Raw genomic sequence first — 18,909 nt, forward strand, 5'->3', positions numbered from 1 at the left:
CCAGTGCAGGTTGCGACAAGGTCGTTTGCCGTGCGCTGTTCGCGGCGCTCGACGATATTGGCACCAAACCGAGCATACCGTAAAGTGTCGACAGAATGTTGACTATTCCGTCGACAGAGCGTAAGAATGCTCACGGCTCACGCCGGGTGCCAGAAAGTTCGCGCCATCGCCCCGTCACGCTGAACGACGGTGGTGACGGCGGCGAATCGATTTCGCAAGGGAACCGCTGCTCACATCCGCGCATTTAAACCAATGTCTCATCGGGAGGGGACGTCATGCACAAGAGTATGTTTTTCGGCGGTGTCGCCTGCGCACTTGCCGGCGCAATCCTGATGGCGATGCCCGTTGCCGCGCGCGCCGACGATTCCGCATCGGCGAATTCGGCTGTTGCACAAACTTCGACGGCATCGGGTACGCAAGCCTCTACGTCGAACGACACGGCGCCGAAGAACAGCGAAGGGAAAAAGAAGGAATCCGCGGAAGACGTGACGCTTGCCCCCATCACCGTGCAGGCGACGCGGCGCAACGAAGCGATCGACACTGTGCCTGTGGCGGTGACGGCCATCTCGGGCGAAGCGCTAAGGGCGGGCAATATCCCCGACACCCAATCGTTGCCGATGCTGGTGCCATCGCTTGCCATCAGTACATCCACCAGCGAGGAACAGGGCGGTGTGTTGCGTCTTCGCGGTGTTGGTACAACCGGCAACAATGCCGGTCTCGAGGGCGCTGTCGGCGTGTTCGTCGACGGCGTGTACCAGGCCAATGCCGGCCTTGCCCTGCAGGATCTTTACGACATCAACCAGATCGAGGTCGTGCGCGGCCCGCAAAGCACGTTGTATGGCAAGAACACCTCTGCCGGCGTGATCAACATCCGCACCAATGCGCCCACGTTCGATCCGGAAGCGATGGCGGACGTGCAAGTTGGCAATTACGACAGCCGGACGTTTACCGGCGTGGTCAGTGGGCCGCTGAGCAAGACGCTGGCGGTACGCGTGTCCGCCCGTTACAACGAACGCGACGGCTTCATCGACGACATCGTCAACGGCGACACCTATAACGACCGCAATCGCTGGTCGGCACGCGCGCAGGCACTTTGGCAACCCAGCGATGGATTTTCCATGCGCCTGATCGCCGATCACGTGCGCAAGCGCGAGACGTGTTGCGCCGCGCCGTTCGTACTTTATGGTCCCAAGGCCGAATTGTTGACCGCATTGGGTGCGCACCTGGTGCCAGCGCCGAGCTACGACCAGGTCGCCCTGAGCGACCCGACGATTGCCAACCTCACGATGTCCGGTGGTAGCGCCGAGCTGAAATGGAACCGCGACTGGGGCATCGCCAAGTTACTGATCAGCGACTACAACTCGGAAACCTTGCAGGCGGCGGATGGCGATAGAACCGATCTGTCGATCCTGCACAATCCCGGGCAGTCCACGGATACCAAATCGCGCACTGCCGATTTCTCGTTGCAAGGCAACGCGGGACGTGTGGACTGGCTGGCTGGCATGTACTACGACAACCAGGACATCTCGTTCTTCAACGAGCAGCTTTTTGGTCCCGACACCAATGCGTACATTACAAACTCGGTGCCGCCCAAGGTACCGCCGCAGCGCTATCCGGCGGACACCGGCAGCACCGCCTACAGCCAGCAATCCGGTCATTCGGAATCCATCTACACGCACAACATCGTGCATTTCGATCATGGCATCGACCTGACTTTGGGTCTGCGCTATCTTCAAGGGAACAAGGACGGTTGGGGTTATGCGACGACCAACGTGCCTTCCTGTACAGACCCCAAGGTTCCCGCCGCCGCCCAGTTGCTTTGCGCGGTGCCGCGTTACGATGCCAGCTACGACGACAGCCGCACGTTGGGAACCGCCAGCTTGAGCAAGAGCGTGGGCAACGGCGGCGTTTTCTACGTCAGCTTTTCCAATGGCTTCAAGGCTGGCGGAATCAATCTCAATCCCAGCAAGGGCATCGACACCGGCACCACGTTCGGCCCGGAGTCGGTCAAGAACTACGAGGCCGGCCTGAAGTTGCCAGGGCTCGTCCACAATTTCGACCTGCGTGCCACCGCGTTCGTGGCCAACTACACGGACTTGCAGCTCAACACCTTCAATGGCTCGTACCTGGTCATTTCCAACGCCGCATCGGCCACGACCAAGGGCGTCGAACTCGAAGGCGTGTGGTACCTGGCGCCCGGCTATTCACTCAAGGGGAGTTACACGTACGACGATGCCACCTACGGACAGGATGCCGTGGATCCCACGTTCCGCGGCAAGCCGCTCACCAATGCGCCGCGCAATGCCGCGAGCTTGAGCTTCAACGTGCGCCAGCCTATCGGGGCCAAGGTGCTGTTCGCTTCGGCCAGTGCGCGTTACCAAAGTCAGGTCAACACCGGTTCGGGACAGGATCCGCATTTCTTGCAAGGTGGCTATGCCTTGCTCAACGCCCGGGTGGGAATGAGCTGGCAGAATGGGTTCTCGGCATCGCTGTGGGCCCGAAATCTCACGGATCGACACTACTACAACGTGATCATCGCCACGACGGCACAGGCGGGGAACTACAGCGGCTTCCCCGGTGAGCCGCGCACGTTCGGCATCGAATTGCGCAAGGAGTTCTGATCGCGATGGCCTCCGACACGTCGCGTGTGCGCGTTTTCACATGGGTCTTGGCGGGGCTGCTGGGTATCGCTGTTGGCGTGGTTACCGCCTTGCTGGCCACCAGCGTAATGGCGGACCCTATGCAAACCGTGCCCGGGCATCCGGAATGGCGCACGAAGCACGCAACGGCGGCACAGCATCCGAACATGTACGTGCGTGCGTTTGCCGCACGTTACGGTTTGCTCGGGCTGAGCACCTCGGAAGCCAAGTACTGCCACACCATTGCCGATCGGCAAGGCCGTCCTTTGAGCACGGCATGCGATTACGAGATCACCGGCCAGGGCTTGCCGGCCCAGTGGTGGTCGTTGACCTTGTACGCGACCGACGGGTTCCTGGCGCGCAATGACGACCACGCCAATCACATCGGTACCACCAATGTCGTCGCTGGAGCGGATGGCAAGTGGTCCATCCGCATTGGCAAGACCCGTGATGGCGCCTCGAACTGGCTGTCAACCCGCAATGCCGGCACCCAATTCGTGCTGACGCTTCGGATGTATCTGCCGACCCAGGCGGTTGTCGATGGCCAAGTACCGGACCTGCCCGCGATCCAGCGCATGTCTTGCGAAGCGGAGCACGGCTCATGAAGCGCTTTCTGGGCCCGGTGTTGCTGGCGGTCATCCTGGCCGTCATTGCACATATCGCTGTCGTGCAGATCGAACCGTACTATTTCATGCGCGGTGCGATAAACCGAAACATCGCCCGCGGCGGCATCAACGCCTGGTATGAAGCCCCGCGCGTCACCTCGGCATCACGCACCGTGGTGCATCCGTCGCCGGAGCTCGCCTACTCGGCCTGCGTCTACGATCTGCGCAACGGGCCGGTGCACCTCTGGGTGCAGCCGATGGACGACTACTGGTCGCTGTCGCTGTATGCGGCCAACGCGGAAAATTTCCGCGCGTGGAACTATCGATCGAGTCCGCAGGGCACAAACATCTGGTTGCTGGGAAGCCACGATGCCGGCCGCCAACCGCCTGCCGGTGTGACCGTGGTGGAATCGCCATCCAACCGCGGCCTGGCCCTGATTCGCCGGCATGTGGAGGGCGATGCATCGTGGGGTCGAATCGAACAGGCGCGGCGGGCAGATCGATGCGAAGTCGTTCCTTGATCATGCCCGGGTTGTCCCTGCGCAACGGCGGATACCTTGGGTCGGGTCACGGCGTGTTTGATGGAGCGTGGCAGGATTCGCGCGCCAACCGCCGTGGTTCCCGTCGACCGGCGCAGGACACGTGAAGCGATATCTCGTGCCAATTGTGCTCTTGGTCGTGGCCGCGGTCGCCACCCACGTCATCGTCGTCCATGCGATTCCCCACGTGCTGATGCAAGGCGCCATGGACCGCATCGAGAAGCACGTCAGCACCAACAAGTGGGTCGCTGCCAAACGCGTAACTGCCGCCTCCCGCACGGTAGTCAGGCCTTCGCCTGAACTGGCCTACTCCGCATGCGTTTTCGATCTGCGCAACGGGCCGGTACGCATGCGCGTGCAACCGATGAACGACTACTGGTCGCTGTCATTGTTTGCCGCCAATACCGACAATTTTCATGTCTGGGACAATCGCACCGCACCGTCGGGCGTCGACATCTGGCTGGTGGCAGATCGCGCGGCCGGCCGGCAACCACCCGCCGGCGTCACCCTCGTGCGCTCGCCCTCGGAGCGCGGCATCGCGTTGATTCGTCGCCGCGCAACGAGCGAATCGCAATGGCCACAGATCAAGGCAGCGCAAAGTGAAGATCGATGCGAGGCCGTGCAATGAGTGCGCGACAGGCCGTGCTCGCCAACGCGACCGATCCAGTACGTGGCCGGAGGCAATGCTCGTGACGCCTTCATCCGTCTTGTTGCGCTGGCTGTTGCCGATCTTGCTCGGCACCGTGGTCGGACTCGGCACCGCCTGGTGGGCTACCGGGGAAACCTCGATTCGACCCATACCTGGTCACCCGGAGTGGCGCGGGGACACGTTTTCGGGTTCGACCCACGCCGACGCCTACACGCGTGCGCGCATTGCTCGCACGGGCCTGCTGGCGCTGAGCCGTGACGAGGCCGCCTACTACATCGCGACGCGCGACCACGATGGTCGGGCGTTGACCGACGCGTGCAGTTATGAAGTCACCGGCAAGGCCATGCCGGGGCAATGGTGGGCCTTGACGCTATACGCCAGCGATCTGTTCCTGCCGCGCAACGATGATCACGCCAATGACGTCGGCAGTGACGCGGTTGCCGCCGTACCGGATGGTTCTTGGTCGGTGCGTGTTGCGGCGACACGCGACGGCGCAGCGAACTGGTTATCAACACGCAATAGCGGCGACTTCAGTCTTACCATGCGCCTTTATCAACCCGAACGGGCGGTGCTCGAAGGCACGGTTCCGAATCTTCCTGACATCCGCAGAATGTCCTGCCAGGCGCAACCCAGATCGTGACGCGTCATTCTTGCTTGCGCTTGCGTGACAAGGGCATGAAATCAGTTTGTTTCAACAAGGAATCGGCATCCATGCGAACTCCAGCGTCGATTGCATTCGCCGCGATCCTGGCAACGATCTTGTTGCCGTGCAGCAGCATTGCAGCGCGCGATGCAACGACAGCACCGCGCGTGCAAATGAGCGATGGCAGCGTCGCAGGGACCAGCCGCGATGGAGTTCGCGTATTCATGGGCATCCCGTTCGCGGCGCCACCCACCGGCGATCGACGTTGGCGCGCACCGGTTCCCGCGGTGGCGTGGAAGGACACGCGTGATGCAACCCGCGCGGGACCGGCGTGCCCGCAACCGGCCAAACCATCTGGCACGCTTTCAGCGCATGTCCCGCTCGCGCAAAGCGAGGATTGCCTCAATCTCAATGTGTGGGCACCTGCAAAAACCGTCGCTGCGCATCCGCTGCCGGTGCTGGTGTGGATTCATGGCGGCGCCAACATGCTCGGCGATGCCTCGTCGCCGTACTACGACGGCACGAAGCTGGCGCAGCGTGGCATCGTCGTGGTCAGCATCAATTACCGGTTGGGCTACCTCGGGTACTTCGCCGCGCCCGCATTGAACCGCGAACACGGGCCAGGCAACTTTGCGTTGCTGGATCAGATCGCCGCATTACGCTGGGTGCAGAAGAACATTGCGGTCTTCGGCGGCGATCCGCGGCGCGTGACGGTTGCCGGTGAGAGTGCCGGTGGCGAGGCGGTGCTGCAACTGATGACGGTGGATGCCGCACGCGGCTTGTTCGCGCAGGCCATCGTCGAATCGGGCGGCGGGTGGCGCAAGACCCCCACGCGAGAAGACATGACGAGCAAGATCCAGGCGGGGTTCACCGCCGCGGGGCTCGACGCCAACGTCGATGCGGATGCCCTGCGCAAGATTCCGGTAGCGCAATTGATCAAGGCCGAGATGGCCGACCACCAGCTCGGATTCGGACCATTCCTCGATGGCGCGACAGTCTCGCAAGACCCGTCTGCGGTCTTTCTCGCCGGCAAGCAGGCGGCCGTGCCCTTGCTGATCGGCAGCAACACCTGGGAAGCCAGTTTGATGAACGCCGTGCCGCCCAGGCCGCGGATGCGGCAGTTGGCCGACAGTCCAGCCGTCAAGCACCTGTACCAGGGCGAGGCGGACGGTGAGAAAGCCGTCCTGCAACATCTGTTCGGCGATGTGGTGATGGCAGCGCCGGCGCGTTGGGTTGCGCGCGAGCAATCGCGACTGGCTCCGACCTGGTTGTACCGGTTCGGGTATGTTCGCGCCGCACGCCGCGATGCGATGCCAGGTGCGCCGCATGGTGGCGAAATTCCCTACGTCTTCGACACCCTCGACAAGTCCGAAACCGGTGGCAGCGGGGCGTTGAACAAACGTGACCTCACCATGGCTGCCACCGTCGCCGATTGCTGGGCGGCCTTCGTGCGCCGCGGCACGCCCGCGTGTGCGCTGGGCACATGGCAGCGCTACGACCCGGCCGGTGACAACACCATGGATATCGGCAATGAGCGCAGCGGGCAGACGGCGCATCTGCGCGCCCAGATCCTCGACGCGATCGACCGCTTCTTTGGTCCGAATGCTGCGAGCCGCATGCCATGAACCTCAGTCATTGGCCGCCCGGAGTACCCTGGCACCTGGAATTGCCGCAGACCTCGTTGTATTACAACCTCGAAGTCGCGGCGACGCGCTATCCCGCGCGCACGGCCATCGCCTATTACGGCAACACGATTTGCTATTCACAGTTGAAACGCCAGGTCGATGCGCTTGCAGGTTACCTCCAGCAACAATGCGGCGTGAAGCGTGGCGACCGCGTGGCCCTGTATCTGCAGAACAGCGCGCAATTCGCCATTGCCTTCTATGCGATCCTGCGTGCGGATGCGAGCGCCGTCCTGATCAACACCATGAACCTCGTGGACGAAGTACGCGATGTCCTGGGCGACAGCGGTAGCAAGGTGGCGATCTTCGGTCAGGAACTGGCCGCCAACATCCTGCCGCGGCTGGACGACCAACTCGAGCATGCGATCAGCGCCTGCTATTCGGAGTATGCCGATGCGGGCACCGACTTGCCGCTACCGGAAGTGGTCGTCGCCGAGCGCATCGCGATACCGCGTGCGATCGAATGGCGTCACGCGCTGCACCACGCGCCGATTGCGACGCCAATGCAAAACGGCCCGGATGACCTTGCGGCGATACCGTACACCTCCGGCACCACGGGAGTGCGCAAGGGCTGCATGCACACGCATCGCAGCGTGATGCACACCACCATATCCAGCATCGAGTTCAGTCGCGTGGCCAAGGACCAGGTCGTATTGGCCGCGCTGCCGATGTTCCATGTCACCGGCTTGCAGATGAGCCTCAACGCCGCGATCTATGCTGGCGCCACCATCGTGGTGATGACGCGTTGGGATCGGCGCTGCGCGGCAATGCTGATCGAGCGTCATCGCGTCACAAACTGGACGGCAACGCCGGCCATGTTGATCGACTTCCTGGCCCAGCCCGGGCTGGATCGCTTCGATCTTGCGTCGGTGAGCCTACTCAGCGGTGGCGGCGCGGCCATGCCCAAGGCGGTGGCCGAACACATCCGCAAGTTGTGGGGCCTGACCTATATCGAAGGGTACGGACTGTCGGAGACGATGGCGCCCACGCACACCAACCCCCGGCAGCATCCAAAAGCGCAATGCCTGGGCATTCCCATGAACGACACTACCTCGATCGTGGTCGATCCGACGACGCTCGCGCCCATGCCGGTCGGCGAGGTTGGGGAAATTCTGGTCAATGGCCCGCAGGTGTTCCAGGGCTACTGGGGAAAGCCGGACGATACGGCAGCCGTGTTCGTCGACGTCGACGGCATGCGCTATTTCCGCACCGGCGACCTGGGCTATGTCGATGATGAGGGCTATTTTTTTTTCGTCGATCGCCTCAAGCGCATGATCAACGCTTCTGGATACAAGGTCTGGCCCGCCGAAGTCGAGAACATCCTGCATGGGCATCCCGCGGTGCAGGAGGCATGCGTGATCGCCTGCCGCGATCCGCATCGCGGCGAGAGCGTCAAGGCCCTGGTGGTTCTGCGCAAGAACCAGTCCCTGACGGGCGACGAATTGATCGCGTGGTCGCGTCAACACATGTCGGCTTACAAGGCGCCGCACGTCGTCGAGTTCGTCGACGCGCTGCCGCGTGGCGCAACCGGCAAGGTGGCGTGGCGCATGCTGCAGGAGCGCGAGCTGGCAACAACGAAGCAGGTCTGAAACGACCGGGCACTTCCAGCCTGATACCCCAAACTGTGCGAAGGCGAACGAGCGGCTACACGCAGTATCTTTGGGAAAATGTGTCGCCAGATGAAAGTTTGCCGTATTCGCGTTTGGCGACAGCGCGCATCACGCTGAAGTAATTAGGCGGTGTTACTCGACCGTTACGTCGTACAGAGCAGTGTCGAGTCCGTCATCCTTGCATTTCTGGATAATCGGTCCATAATTGCACGAATGATTCGTCGCCACCTGCTGCCCCAGCTTGACGCCGCCTTGACCGAAAGTCCGGCCGTGGCGCTGCTCGGGCCGCGCCAGGTCGGCAAGACCACGCTCGCGCTCGAGGTGGCCAAGGCACGGCCCTCGCTCTATCTGGATCTGGAATCCGATGGCGACCGCGCGAAGCTGTCCGAGCCGGAACTGTACCTAGCGCAGCACGAGGACAAGCTGGTCATCCTCGACGAGATCCAGCGCGTGCCGCAGCTCTTCCAGACCCTGCGCGGACTCATCGATGCCGGCCGTCGGCGCGGGCGCGGCAAGGGTCGCTTCCTGGTGCTCGGTTCGGCGTCGATCGACCTGCTGCGGCAGTCGAGCGAATCGCTCGCAGGCCGCATCCGCTACCTGGAACTCGGCTCGCTCGACGCCAGCGAAGTCGGCCGCAAGCGCCTCGCCGCGCTATGGCTGCGCGGCGGTTTCCCGGAAAGCCTGTTGGCCGGTTCCGACGCGGCCAGCCTGCGCTGGCGCGCGGACTTCATCCGCACCTACCTCGAACGCGACATCCCGCAGCTCGGACCGCGCATCCCCGCGGAAACGCTGCGGCGACTGTGGACCATGCTCGCGCATCAGCAAGGTGGCCTGCTCAATGCCGCAACACTTGCGCGTGCGCTGGCGGTCGATGGCAAGACGGTCGCATCCTATCTGGACCTGCTGGTGGATCTGTTGCTCGTGCGCCGCCTCGCGCCGTGGCACGGCAACGTCGGCAAACGTCTGGTCAAGTCGCCCAAAGTGTATGTACGCGACAGCGGACTGGTGCACGCCTTGCTCGGCATCGCCGACTCCGAAGCCCTGCTCGCGCATCCGGTGGTCGGCGGCAGTTGGGAAGGCCTCGCCATCGAGTCGTTGATCGCCGCCGCGCCCGCCGGCACCGACGCGTACTTCTATCGCACCGCCGCCGGCGCGGAGATCGACCTGTTGCTGCAGATACCCGGCCAGCGCAAACCTTGGGCCATCGAGATCAAGCGCGGGCTCGCGCCGAAACTCGATCGGGGGTTCCATCTGGCCTGCGAATCCGTGCGACCGAATCGGAGTTGGGCGGTGTACGGCGGCGTCGAGCGCTTTCCGCTCGCCAAGGACGTCGAAGCCGTTTCCCTCATCGAGCTGTGCGAGATTCTTGCTCAGGCTTGAGCCATTTCGCATTCCTTCGGATTTCGTCCCTGGTCAACTTTCAATACGCGCCAATGGGTAGGTTCGCGGGGTCGCGTTTTGCCTCAATCACCCGGCTTATGGGGCCAGCGCAATCCTCACATCTCGGCGACAGGGCCCGGCACCTTGGTCATGACAATGCCGGCATTCAGCATGCCGTCGACGTTGTATGGGTTGGGGTAGAACGGGTTTTCCACGATGCCGCGACCCAAGATGGAGTCCGGTCCTTCCAGGTACAGATCGTAATGCAGGTTGCGCGGGCCAATGGCCAGCACACTCCTGCCATCGACGATCTGCCGTAGCGCCGCCTCGAGGCCCATTCGGTTCGTGGCCTTGTCGTACCAGAATAGCGGCACCACGCCAACCATCGAAATGTCACTCGAACCGATGTCAACTTCCCCGACGATTCCGGCAATGGTTTCATCGCAAAACAGGTTGAAGTTGCGTGGCACGACCGTTGGCAGCCCGACAGTGCTCGGCACGGGAATCCCGCAGACGGCGACGTAGGTCTTGGCGCTCGCCGGGATCGCCACCGCAGGGTCTGCGCCTTCGCCAAGCACCACCGGCGTGGTATTGGGAACGAGGTTGATCGCTCCACTGCTGGTGGACGTGGCGGTTTTCGGGTAACCGGTGTAGTTGGAGGTCGCTGCAACCACCCAGGATCCGGTAAGATAATCCCCATCCGTCAGGCCATCGAGGTTGGGCGCGATGAAGTCCCACTGCTGCGGACCCACCGTCATCTTGACCTCGCGCGAGTTCACCCACACCAGGTTCGCCGTGAACGGCGACACCTCGGCGCCGCCCGTCGGCGTGTAGGGACAACCCAGGCACTGGCCGTGCTTGGCCTGGTAGAACGGTCCGGTGAGGGTGCCGATCACACCCGTCGTCCAGCGCGTGGCCTCGTCACTGGGCTGATACGGCGCCTGCACGATGTACCACGCCGTGTTGCCGTTCGCGTCGTACGAGTAGTACGTCACGAACGCATTGCCCGTGGCGCCCACGTCCACCTGAAGCCCGGTACCCGGCTGCTTCGGATCGTAGTACGTGCCGCGATAGGGAAAGATGGGCGCGAGGCTGGCGTTGATGTACGCTGGATTGGGCGGGTATGGGGCGGCCTGCCCGTATGCCACCGCGCTCACGCCAACGTATAAGGCCAATGTGGCCACGATTGCCAGAATCTGTTTCATGAGGCTCCCCAGATGAAAAATCTCAGTACCTGATGCGAACAAGATATACCACGACTGCGCGAGCCGGTGCCGTACAGTTTGGTGTCCTCAAGTATTTTGCGCAATTGGACAAACCGATGTCGACATCGCCTTCAAGGCGGCACGATCACTGGTCCGGGTTTTCTCAATTGCGGGCACGGTCCGGACGCATTGCCGTGCTGGACCATGTCGTTGCGTGGGTGAACCGGCCTGTACCTTGCGTGTCGGGCGAGGAACGCCGACTCCACACGCAATTGCCGCCTTGCGGCCAGACAGATCTGCCGCACGGTTTCTTGTGGCGGCAGCTGTCGATCGGCTTCGTACAGTGCCCGGATGAATTCCTCGCATGTCGCGTCCTGGCTTCCGATTCGGGCGAGCTCGACCAGGGTCAGGTCCGGCACGATTTCGCGCGCGGCTTCGAACACCGAATCGATGCTCGAAAATCGAGCTGCCATTTCAAATTCGTACATGTCTGCTCCGCAACGTCGTGGAAAATGAATTCAGCGAATGGCTTGCTGGGTCGGCGCAGCAGGGCGCGCAGCCGCATGTTCCGGACGCTGCGCCCGTCGACGGCGGCTGAAGCGCGGGCGGGGCAGCTCCGGCAGCGGCATGCCGGAGATCAGCCGACAGGCATGGTCGCGTTTGACCATCGCCAGCACACGCGAAAGGAACTGCAAGGATCGTGGCTGCACATCGGCTTCGTTCAGCGCCACGATGACGGCATCGGGTGTGTGGAACGTGCGCACGCCTTCGGCCTCGATCAGGCTGGCCGTGAGGCCCAGGTTGGCTAGGCGCGTTTGTACCTTCGCGGCATCGTGGTACTGGAAGTTCATTCCGGCCGTGGGACGGGTGATCGGATCAGTCATGTGATGTCTCCTTTGGACTCTCGATAGCGATTACTGCGCCGCGTCTGGCGGCAGCGCATCGGTGGCCGGCGCATCGTTGCGGATGGCCAGGGTCAACTTGCCGCGTGGCAAAAGACGCTCGATGACGCGATGCAGTTCTTCATTGCTGGGCCCGATGCACGCACGCAGCAGTTCCTGTTCCAATGCTTCGCGGCAGCCCTTGAGCAAGGACAGCCCGTGCCTTTCACGAAGAACCTTGAGGCCGTGCTTGCCCATCGCATCAAATCCGGTGGCTGCCGCAGAAATTGCCATCGCAGCTTGGAATATCGGAAAGCCGGTTGAGCTGTGTCATGTGAACCTCCGAAGGCGCAGGAGTGCAATTCCAAAATACGCGAAACCACCGGTTTCAATGAAATTTCATGCGGCGACCGGGCGCAGGGTGATGTCATCGAGCAGCAGCACGAGATCGGCGCCGCGGATCTCGGCGAGGATGACTTCGCGCTCCAGATCAGGATCGGCGTAGAAGATGCACGTGCGATGCAGGGCAGCGGCGATGGCGGACTCGCGATCCGGGCCGCGGCCGCTGCGCAGGGGCTGGTCGACGCCGGGGAACTGCGCCATGGCGCGGTGATCGTGGCCGCGATGCGCGGTTGCGAGACGAATCGGTATCGGGCGTGGTTTCATGGGCTCCTGTGGGCAGTGGCTGGAAGACGAGGAAAAAATGACCCTCTCTTCTTTTGTACTCCAACCGACCCGTTTGCACGAAATTTCTTGCGGCGGCCGAATTGGCGGAATCTCACGGCGTGAGACACGGACCGGCATACGGCTTCCGGATGGCACAACCGGCCTGGAGAGCCGATCGCAGATTGCGTTGGCGCGAGCGCGCAGCGAAACCTGTTTGCGCAGTCCTTCGGAACCTCGGCAACTTGATGCGTACAATCCACGCATGGCCAAGAACCAGAAGAATGAAATGCGACCAGCCGGCAAGGCCGCTGCGCTGAAGGGTCTGCTGCACCGTGATGGCGAACGTCACGCCGAAGTCACGCGCGTGCGCATCCATCGTGCGATCAGCTGGCTGGCACGCGCGATTGCGATGGGATGGAGGCAGGAGCGCATCGCAGATGACGCGCGCAGGCTGCACGCGATGGGGACGGATCTCTACAAACGCATCGGGACGATGGCGTCACACATCAAGGGCTGCGGCGATGGGCTGAAAACGGCCGAGCAAGGCTACAACGCCATGGTCGGATCCATCGAACGAAGCGTCATGCCGCGTGCGCACAAGTTCAACGAGATCAAGCTCAGTGGGACGACACAGAAAATCGCCGGACTATTGGGGGTTGAGAAGCCACTCCGCGCACCCGACCAGACCCGCGACCAGTGGACGAAAGCCGACGACGAAGCAAAACCGATGGAGCAGACGCCATGAATTCTGAGGCAACGGAAGCGAACGGCCGCCTGACATGGCAGGCGGTTTTCGCCAAGACGTCGCGAGCGCCGTTCACACGGCTGGCGGACTTCACGAGCCATGATCAGGAGCGGATCACGCGCATCGTGTATCCGGCGGCTTGGGCTGTTGATTACTTCGTCGACAACGAACTCACCAACCCGCGCGTGGCTGTCGTCGGAGTCACCCAGCCAATTATGGCGGCATTCGACGGAGCATTGCTGCCCGTCTTCACCCGAGTGTGCCGATCGGCGGCGTCATGGACAATCAACGCACCGGCGGCGCCGAAGCCAAGACGAGCCCAATTCAACGCATTGAATCTGGTCAAGAGGCCAACAATTCTCCGGCAGGAGACACGGGCGGCCCTCGACAAGATCGCTGACACGGCCGACGTGCTGATGGTCCACTCAACCTACGGATTGGACCACGCACGCGAAATCGTCGAGTGGCCTGCATTCGATCGATATACGCAAGACGGTAAGTACGTCTTGTGGGGCGCCGACTCGGAAGTGGGAATCGGAAGCGTCATCCGCTGGCTTGTCGCACGAGGCTACGACACTGACCCGATCGTTCGGGGGCCATTCGAAGGCGCGAATGCACCACGAATGCCCAGCGGGTTGATCTATTGGGTACGAGTGCTGTCGCGCGCAACAGCCGTGACGCCGATCGCGTGCGCCAAGGCCGATGCGGACATACAGCGCATCATGAAACTGTGGACAGCCATGCAAGCGGCGGTTCCCCAGGATCATCGATGCGCGGTGGCGGATGTGATTGGTACGGTGTGCGAGCAGACCATCAAAGGACGCCCGATACGCGCATTGATGGCCTCGCCATTCCACCTGGTCGATCTGGAAAGCGGTGAGTACTGCGATCGCGACATAGATGGGGAGTGGGTGGTAAGAGACGGCAAGTTACCAGCCACCGCGCTGGCACTGTTCCCGGAAGAAGACACGGGGGATCCGAGCGGCCTGCGCGTGCGACGCATGAGTTGGTTGCAGGCGGCGATGGATGAGTGTCCTCCCGAGGTGCCCTCGGCACGAGAAGACGCCGAACAACCGCATGTATCTGTGCGTCAGGACAAACTGGGCGAGGAGATACAGCCGCTCAAGGAATACCAAATGCCGCGGCCTGAAATGGCGCGCGCGGTGCGAGGCAAGGGAACGTGGCCAGTTCTGGCCGTCAACGCACAGATTGGCCAACCTAGGGCAGATCCGGAACACATAGTCCAGCAAGCGGTGAAGATCGTCTGCGCATGGCTCGCCGATCGCAAGAAGATTCGCGTTGATGAAAACGCGGCGACATTCTCCGCTAATGACGTAAGCGAGGAAGTCACGATCGAAGCAGATGGAGCAAGGCTGTGGGCAATGCGCTTGGATGACAGGCGCGGAATGACCGAGGGCGCGTTCTGGCGCGTCGAGATGATCCTGGCTGCACAACCGCAGGCGCAAATGGCCTTGCGCATCGAGCAAATTCGATTGAATGCCAGCGCGCCTCCGCCGCAGCCGGCGGTGCCGGCCTTCGTCATTGATTTGGCAGACAAAGTGGGATTGCACGATGGCGGCAGATTACTTCGCGCCAAACCGTGGGAAATTATCTCCGCGGGCGACATCGATAGATGTGTGAAAGAGCTGATGGATCCTTTGCGCGCGCATCCTGTGTTGGTGGCCAGTTACAGTAATGAAGCAGAGCGCATGCGTCAGATCGCAGGGGTACTGGCAAAACGCCTCGCGGGTGTTGCCACCGTTGCTTGGCTGGACCACGAAACGGTCGCCCAGTTCAAGATGCAAATTGGGGCATCCTTTGCTGTCTACGGAAACGCGGTGCGGCTCTACCAGCCTGGGTTGGCGCGCACAGACAACCCGTTTACGCATCCAGTGATCTCAGTTGGGCGCGACAGCACAAGCGACAAGCAATTGGTCGATCGAATTACCCAGGAAGCATGTGCATGGGCCATTGAGCCATCCAATCTGGACGTAGCAGTACCGACATTCCCCGATGCGCGGCGCAGCATCATTGCCAGGCGCGTCAGTAGCGCGCTCGATGCGACACAACGCTCGGCGCGCACAGCGCAGGAAAGCATCGAGCGGCTGCAACAACTGGTTGCAGAGCAAAACGCAAGCCTCGAGACAAACGAAGCGCAGGTACGCGAACGCACGCGGGAGGTAACCGACCTGCGCTTGGAAATTGCGATGCTCACCCGTGAACGCGATGAGGCGATCGACGAGCTTCGCCGAGAACGGTACAAGAGCGCATACCAATGGAAGGTAACACCACACGAAGACGTGGTGGACTCTGTGGAACCAGAATGGCCGGAGCGGTGGGATGATCTGCAAAGCTGGATTGAACTGTATGGGCAAAACCGTTTGGTGCTCCACCCCATGGCTGTGAAGACAGCCAGCAACTCACCATTTCGTGACATCGCGTTTGCTTACAAGGTGCTGCACCTGTTGGTGAATGCCTACATTCCCATGAAGACCAGGGCGCCCAACGATGAGGCACCGCGCCTTCGCTGCGAGGAGCGCTGCAAGCAGCTCGGGGTCGACATATCACCCGTGGGAACTGCGGTGGAGAACCAGCGGTATGCGAATCGGTATCGGCGCAAGTTTGGCGACAAGGTGCTTACCATGGACATGCACGTCAGTCGCGGTGGTGGCTTCGATCCAACAACCGTGTTCAGGTGCTACTTCACCTATGACGCAGATAACCAGCGCGTGCTGGTAGGGCATCTTCCGGGCTACCTCGAAAACACACTGACTCACACGAGCTGAGGTCGGGCGACCTGCGCGGCGATTCTCAGGCCAGCTACAGGTCGCGCTGATGGCCAATTCACGGAAGATCTCGCGGACGCCGATATTGGAACAGCTGAATGCGAGGAACAGGGATTTCAGGTAAGCGAAGCTCAGTAGAAAAAATTCCATCGACGATCATTGAGAACGGCATTACCAGTTGTGCACTGCCTCAAAAGTTTTTTCAGCTCAGGTACTGAACCCTTTAAATGCGCCGCGGCCCACCGGGGAAAAGTGATGTCGCCAATCAGCTCGCCGACATCATTTGAGGAGAACCTGAATTCAAAATCTCCTGAGTAATGAATTTCGCCGCGCTGATCCAACTCTTTGAAGCCGGAAGTCATCCGATGGTTCCAAGTGGCCGCAAAGCCATGCATGGCCTCAAACGCGGCAGCGTCAATTTCTTGAATTTTGATCCAATTCATGCTTCACCTTTATATGTTGTGAATGCAGATCGAGGATAGTGGCAAATGAGCCTGTGTCCACCCGGTCTTCTATACCTTTTTATGACAGGGTTCACGGGTTTTTGCCCGGCAACCACTGAGTTTTTGGGGACACTTCTTTGGCGTGGCCGGTGTGCTCATGCTCGGCGATGCCGTTTCCCATGGGCAGTATTCCTCGATCTTCTCCCCGTTGGGTTCGATCGGAATGGGCATGGTGGCCATTTGCACGGCCAAGCAACGCAAACTTGGCAAGGAGTGATTTTCCCGAACTGCCGTTTGCTCGTAGAGTCGGTCCGGTTGGATGCAGGCTTTTGTCCCATCGCGAAGCTTCATGAACGGCATCGGGAATCGTGGAGGGTCAAAACGTCCACGTTGTCATTTTCCGGCCCTGAACAGGACGAGCTCGACAAGCCGCAAGTCTGTCGCATTGGCAAGCGCAACGTTGAGATCGCGGATTTGCCTGCACTGCAAAAGTACATCCGTGTCCTTGACCCAGCTGCGCAGCTTTTCCATGTAATCCCAATAGCGCTCAACTGTCGAAAACGTACCGATAGTCACGCCATTCCAAAGAAATACATTGGCAACTCTGGAATCCCAGATGGCGTAGTGTGCTGGTGACAGGACGTGCAGTAGCTTGGAGGCTCCAACAATTGAGCGATTGGCGAAAAATGCAACACGTTTCAATTCGTCCTGTTTCAGAACATGCCCGAGTCGCGCAGCATTCAACGCATCCAATACCTCTTTGCGTTCAGTCTGATCAAGGGTCGGGGTGGCGCGCAACATGGTTGGCATCCATGCATACACCATGTGCAAGCAAGCAACCGCTTCGTCCCAACCCAACGACGAAAAAGCTGATGCAATGCGAACGATGGTCTGGACGTCATCGAGATCAGCGTCCTTCTTGATTCGTTCCCGAATATCGCTTTGCTGGGCCAGATCCAACCAGGCCTGTCGCGTCATGCCACCTGTTCTATTCGTCATCGATAAGCCTTTATTCTTCCAGGAACCGTTTGCGCGTTTCGTAAGCTTCCCCGTCAAGCGAAAGTTCCACCTGTCGCGCTGACAAGACGTCTAGAGCCAGATCTGTACACCGCACAGCGCGCTGCTTTACCTGCGTATCCGTAAACTTGCTGTTCGCCACAGCGTCACCTCCTGGGTTCAAGCGTCCAAACGAGAGACACACACCAGTTCGCCAAAACGGATGTCTTCCCCAGGTCATGTTCACCGAAACGGATCAGCTTCGGCTAGTATCGAACCAAGCACGACAAGCCACAACCTTGTTATATCCTCAACGGGCAACGGCGGAAACTTTCAATGTGATCGAAGGTATGTCCTCCTCATCGACAACGCTTCAGCTTGTACTTTCCCCCTTAAGCGTGTTGGCGACATCACCTCCACACCGCTTCCAAATCCCAACAACCACCACACCAGCTGAGGCGTATCGGCGACCGTCGCGGTGACGTGCAGTCGGTCATCCGGCAACACGTCGATTTTCTGATCCTTGGACAGCGGTGTCTCGTAGAGATGCCCGCCATGCGCGGCCTCGAAGACCGCTTCCAGCTTGATCTTCTTGCCGGAGCCGAATGCCCATTCGCCGCCCTCGATCTGTTTGTCGAGCGAGAAGTCTTTCGGATAGCGTGCGGCTTCCTCGCGCACCTGCGCGGAGGAGATGCGGTGCAGCGGCAGCATGCGCGCATCCTCGTAGTCGTAGAAGCGGCAGGACAAGTAGAGCACCGGGCCGCGTTGCACGAGCGCGAGCGGGTGCACGCGCGCCTGCGCGTCCGTGCGTTCGCCGCGGCGGCGGTAGCGGATGTCGAGTTGGCGCTCGTGCAGCAGGGCCTCGGTCACGGCGTCCTGCACGCCGGCGTCGATGGACGGCGCCATCAACGCCTGTGTCGCCGGCACCGAGCGCACCTTGTCGAGCCACCGCCGGCTGCGTCGCGGCGCGGGTTCGGCGTCGAGGCGTTGGCGCGCGGCGAGGAAGTACGGGCGCAGTTGGTCGAGCATCGGCGATGGCAGCAGGTTCTGCAGATGCTGCTCGGCCATCGCCAGCGTAAGCGCCTGCGCGGGCGTAAGACCGGGCAGGTCGAAGCTCGGCGCATCCTTCTGCCAGCTCCAGCCGTACGGCTTCTCGCGATCATCACAGGCGATGGCGAATGTACTCGACAATTCGTTGAGGTCACGTTGCAACGATCGCTGCGTGATCTCGAAACCGTCGTCGGCCAGTTTCCGCCGCAACGCTTGCACGGTGACCTTGGCCGGATAGCGCGGCACGCGGCGCAACATGCTCCATTGGCGCAGCAAGGCATCCTGATGCTTGGACATGACCGCTATCCGGTTGTGTGAGTGCGACATGCGCGGGCGCTGTGTTTCGTTGTGCGCCTTATTGCATGAACAGGCGACAATCTGCGTCGCAGG

General features: G+C 61.2%; 20 protein-coding genes. 10 read left to right on the forward strand and 10 right to left on the reverse strand.

The annotated features are described in order from the left end of the window. Nucleotides 1-244: 244 nt before the first annotated feature. Nucleotides 245-565, reverse strand: coding sequence for a hypothetical protein (locus tag AC16HO_RS02760; protein ID WP_395643887.1), 321 nt, complete (start codon nucleotides 563-565; stop codon nucleotides 245-247). Here AC16HO_RS02760 and AC16HO_RS02765 point away from each other — a divergent pair. The 5 genes from AC16HO_RS02765 to AC16HO_RS02785 all read left to right on the forward strand — a co-directional run bounded on the left by AC16HO_RS02765 (nucleotide 549) and on the right by AC16HO_RS02785 (nucleotide 5,072). After that, complete coding sequence (locus tag AC16HO_RS02765; RefSeq protein WP_395643888.1) at nucleotides 549-2,621, forward strand: TonB-dependent receptor; 2,073 nt, start codon at nucleotides 549-551, stop codon at nucleotides 2,619-2,621. The two genes, AC16HO_RS02760 and AC16HO_RS02765, sit on opposite strands and share 17 nt — an antisense overlap. A 5-nt stretch (nucleotides 2,622-2,626) precedes the next feature. Then, complete coding sequence (locus AC16HO_RS02770; RefSeq protein WP_395643889.1) at nucleotides 2,627-3,244, forward strand: DUF1214 domain-containing protein; 618 nt, start codon at nucleotides 2,627-2,629, stop codon at nucleotides 3,242-3,244. Next, on the forward strand, nucleotides 3,241-3,765 hold the full coding sequence (locus tag AC16HO_RS02775; RefSeq protein WP_484335282.1) for a DUF1254 domain-containing protein: 525 nt from the start codon (nucleotides 3,241-3,243) through the stop codon (nucleotides 3,763-3,765). Before AC16HO_RS02770 ends, AC16HO_RS02775 begins: the two co-directional genes overlap by 4 nt. A 157-nt stretch (nucleotides 3,766-3,922) precedes the next feature. Further along, on the forward strand, nucleotides 3,923-4,411 hold the full coding sequence (locus AC16HO_RS02780; RefSeq protein ID WP_395643891.1) for a DUF1254 domain-containing protein: 489 nt from the start codon (nucleotides 3,923-3,925) through the stop codon (nucleotides 4,409-4,411). Between the two features lie 79 nt (nucleotides 4,412-4,490). Next, complete coding sequence (locus tag AC16HO_RS02785; protein WP_484335283.1) at nucleotides 4,491-5,072, forward strand: DUF1214 domain-containing protein; 582 nt, start codon at nucleotides 4,491-4,493, stop codon at nucleotides 5,070-5,072. A 4-nt stretch (nucleotides 5,073-5,076) separates the two neighbouring features. Here the strand turns inward: AC16HO_RS02785 and AC16HO_RS02790 are convergent, their stop codons facing one another. Beyond that, nucleotides 5,077-5,301 (reverse strand): hypothetical protein, encoded by a 225-nt coding sequence (locus AC16HO_RS02790; protein WP_395643960.1) that lies wholly within the window; start codon nucleotides 5,299-5,301, stop codon nucleotides 5,077-5,079. On the opposite strand from AC16HO_RS02790, the gene AC16HO_RS02795 reads away from it, so the two are divergent. From AC16HO_RS02795 to AC16HO_RS02805, 3 genes are all read left to right on the forward strand, one after another. Next, nucleotides 5,249-6,700: a carboxylesterase/lipase family protein gene (locus AC16HO_RS02795; protein ID WP_395643955.1), complete on the forward strand. Its 1,452-nt coding sequence runs from the start codon at nucleotides 5,249-5,251 to the stop codon at nucleotides 6,698-6,700. The two genes, AC16HO_RS02790 and AC16HO_RS02795, sit on opposite strands and share 53 nt — an antisense overlap. Next, entirely contained in the window at nucleotides 6,697-8,346 is a 1,650-nt protein-coding gene (locus tag AC16HO_RS02800; protein WP_395643893.1) for a long-chain-fatty-acid--CoA ligase, read from the forward strand. The genes AC16HO_RS02795 and AC16HO_RS02800 overlap by 4 nt, the downstream gene beginning before the upstream one ends. A 234-nt stretch (nucleotides 8,347-8,580) precedes the next feature. After that, entirely contained in the window at nucleotides 8,581-9,747 is a 1,167-nt protein-coding gene (locus AC16HO_RS02805) for an ATP-binding protein (RefSeq protein WP_395643894.1), read from the forward strand. Nucleotides 9,748-9,863: 116 nt separating this feature from the next. On the opposite strand, the gene AC16HO_RS02810 is transcribed toward AC16HO_RS02805, so the two are convergent. The 5 genes from AC16HO_RS02810 to AC16HO_RS02830 form a co-directional block, all read right to left on the reverse strand. Beyond that, complete coding sequence (locus AC16HO_RS02810) at nucleotides 9,864-10,952, reverse strand: hypothetical protein (protein ID WP_395643895.1); 1,089 nt, start codon at nucleotides 10,950-10,952, stop codon at nucleotides 9,864-9,866. A gap of 131 nt (nucleotides 10,953-11,083) precedes the next feature. After that, on the reverse strand, nucleotides 11,084-11,440 hold the full coding sequence (locus AC16HO_RS02815) for a hypothetical protein (RefSeq protein ID WP_395643896.1): 357 nt from the start codon (nucleotides 11,438-11,440) through the stop codon (nucleotides 11,084-11,086). A 30-nt stretch (nucleotides 11,441-11,470) separates the two neighbouring features. Continuing rightward, complete coding sequence (locus AC16HO_RS02820) at nucleotides 11,471-11,836, reverse strand: hypothetical protein (RefSeq protein WP_395643897.1); 366 nt, start codon at nucleotides 11,834-11,836, stop codon at nucleotides 11,471-11,473. 30 nt (nucleotides 11,837-11,866) lie between these two features. Further along, nucleotides 11,867-12,091: a hypothetical protein gene (locus AC16HO_RS02825; protein WP_484335284.1), complete on the reverse strand. Its 225-nt coding sequence runs from the start codon at nucleotides 12,089-12,091 to the stop codon at nucleotides 11,867-11,869. A gap of 141 nt (nucleotides 12,092-12,232) precedes the next feature. Then, nucleotides 12,233-12,436 carry a hypothetical protein gene (locus AC16HO_RS02830; protein ID WP_484335285.1) on the reverse strand — a complete coding sequence of 68 codons (204 nt, stop codon included), beginning with the start codon at nucleotides 12,434-12,436 and terminating at the stop codon, nucleotides 12,233-12,235. Nucleotides 12,437-12,761: 325 nt separating this feature from the next. On the opposite strand from AC16HO_RS02830, the gene rmuC reads away from it, so the two are divergent. Both rmuC and AC16HO_RS02840 read left to right on the forward strand, forming a co-directional pair. Then, a complete protein-coding gene (gene rmuC, locus AC16HO_RS02835) occupies nucleotides 12,762-13,244 on the forward strand; it encodes a DNA recombination protein RmuC (protein ID WP_395643900.1) in 483 nt (160 codons plus the stop codon). Next, on the forward strand, nucleotides 13,241-16,030 hold the full coding sequence (locus AC16HO_RS02840; RefSeq protein ID WP_395643901.1) for a hypothetical protein: 2,790 nt from the start codon (nucleotides 13,241-13,243) through the stop codon (nucleotides 16,028-16,030). Before rmuC ends, AC16HO_RS02840 begins: the two co-directional genes overlap by 4 nt. 131 nt (nucleotides 16,031-16,161) lie before the next feature. On the opposite strand, the gene AC16HO_RS02845 is transcribed toward AC16HO_RS02840, so the two are convergent. From AC16HO_RS02845 to AC16HO_RS02855, 3 genes are all read right to left on the reverse strand, one after another. After that, a complete protein-coding gene (locus AC16HO_RS02845; RefSeq protein ID WP_395643902.1) occupies nucleotides 16,162-16,473 on the reverse strand; it encodes a hypothetical protein in 312 nt (103 codons plus the stop codon). 393 nt (nucleotides 16,474-16,866) lie between these two features. Further along, nucleotides 16,867-17,472 (reverse strand): hypothetical protein, encoded by a 606-nt coding sequence (locus tag AC16HO_RS02850; protein WP_395643903.1) that lies wholly within the window; start codon nucleotides 17,470-17,472, stop codon nucleotides 16,867-16,869. Nucleotides 17,473-17,802: 330 nt separating this feature from the next. Continuing rightward, the gene (locus AC16HO_RS02855) at nucleotides 17,803-18,816 is read right to left on the reverse strand and encodes a helix-turn-helix transcriptional regulator (protein WP_395643904.1); all 1,014 of its coding nucleotides are present in this window, start codon (nucleotides 18,814-18,816) and stop codon (nucleotides 17,803-17,805) included. Nucleotides 18,817-18,909 lie beyond the last annotated feature (93 nt).

It is taken from the genome of Rudaea sp. (assembly GCF_057139185.1).

Coding starts and splice junctions, on each gene's coding strand:
- AC16HO_RS02760 (WP_395643887.1), bottom strand. CDS start 565: ATGGCCGTCACCGCCACAGGCACAGTGTCGATCGCTTCGTTGCGCCGC.
- AC16HO_RS02770 (WP_395643889.1), top strand. CDS start 2,627: ATGGCCTCCGACACGTCGCGTGTGCGCGTTTTCACATGGGTCTTGGCG.
- AC16HO_RS02775 (WP_484335282.1), top strand. CDS start 3,241: ATGAAGCGCTTTCTGGGCCCGGTGTTGCTGGCGGTCATCCTGGCCGTC.
- AC16HO_RS02795 (WP_395643955.1), top strand. CDS start 5,249: ATGAGCGATGGCAGCGTCGCAGGGACCAGCCGCGATGGAGTTCGCGTA.
- AC16HO_RS02790 (WP_395643960.1), bottom strand. CDS start 5,301: ATGAATACGCGAACTCCATCGCGGCTGGTCCCTGCGACGCTGCCATCG.
- AC16HO_RS02800 (WP_395643893.1), top strand. CDS start 6,697: ATGAACCTCAGTCATTGGCCGCCCGGAGTACCCTGGCACCTGGAATTG.
- AC16HO_RS02805 (WP_395643894.1), top strand. CDS start 8,581: ATGATTCGTCGCCACCTGCTGCCCCAGCTTGACGCCGCCTTGACCGAA.
- AC16HO_RS02810 (WP_395643895.1), bottom strand. CDS start 10,952: ATGAAACAGATTCTGGCAATCGTGGCCACATTGGCCTTATACGTTGGC.
- AC16HO_RS02815 (WP_395643896.1), bottom strand. CDS start 11,440: ATGTACGAATTTGAAATGGCAGCTCGATTTTCGAGCATCGATTCGGTG.
- AC16HO_RS02820 (WP_395643897.1), bottom strand. CDS start 11,836: ATGACTGATCCGATCACCCGTCCCACGGCCGGAATGAACTTCCAGTAC.
- AC16HO_RS02825 (WP_484335284.1), bottom strand. CDS start 12,091: ATGGGCAAGCACGGCCTCAAGGTTCTTCGTGAAAGGCACGGGCTGTCC.
- AC16HO_RS02830 (WP_484335285.1), bottom strand. CDS start 12,436: ATGGCGCAGTTCCCCGGCGTCGACCAGCCCCTGCGCAGCGGCCGCGGC.
- rmuC (WP_395643900.1), top strand. CDS start 12,762: ATGGCCAAGAACCAGAAGAATGAAATGCGACCAGCCGGCAAGGCCGCT.
- AC16HO_RS02840 (WP_395643901.1), top strand. CDS start 13,241: ATGAATTCTGAGGCAACGGAAGCGAACGGCCGCCTGACATGGCAGGCG.
- AC16HO_RS02845 (WP_395643902.1), bottom strand. CDS start 16,473: ATGAATTGGATCAAAATTCAAGAAATTGACGCTGCCGCGTTTGAGGCC.
- AC16HO_RS02850 (WP_395643903.1), bottom strand. CDS start 17,472: ATGACGAATAGAACAGGTGGCATGACGCGACAGGCCTGGTTGGATCTG.
- AC16HO_RS02855 (WP_395643904.1), bottom strand. CDS start 18,816: ATGTCCAAGCATCAGGATGCCTTGCTGCGCCAATGGAGCATGTTGCGC.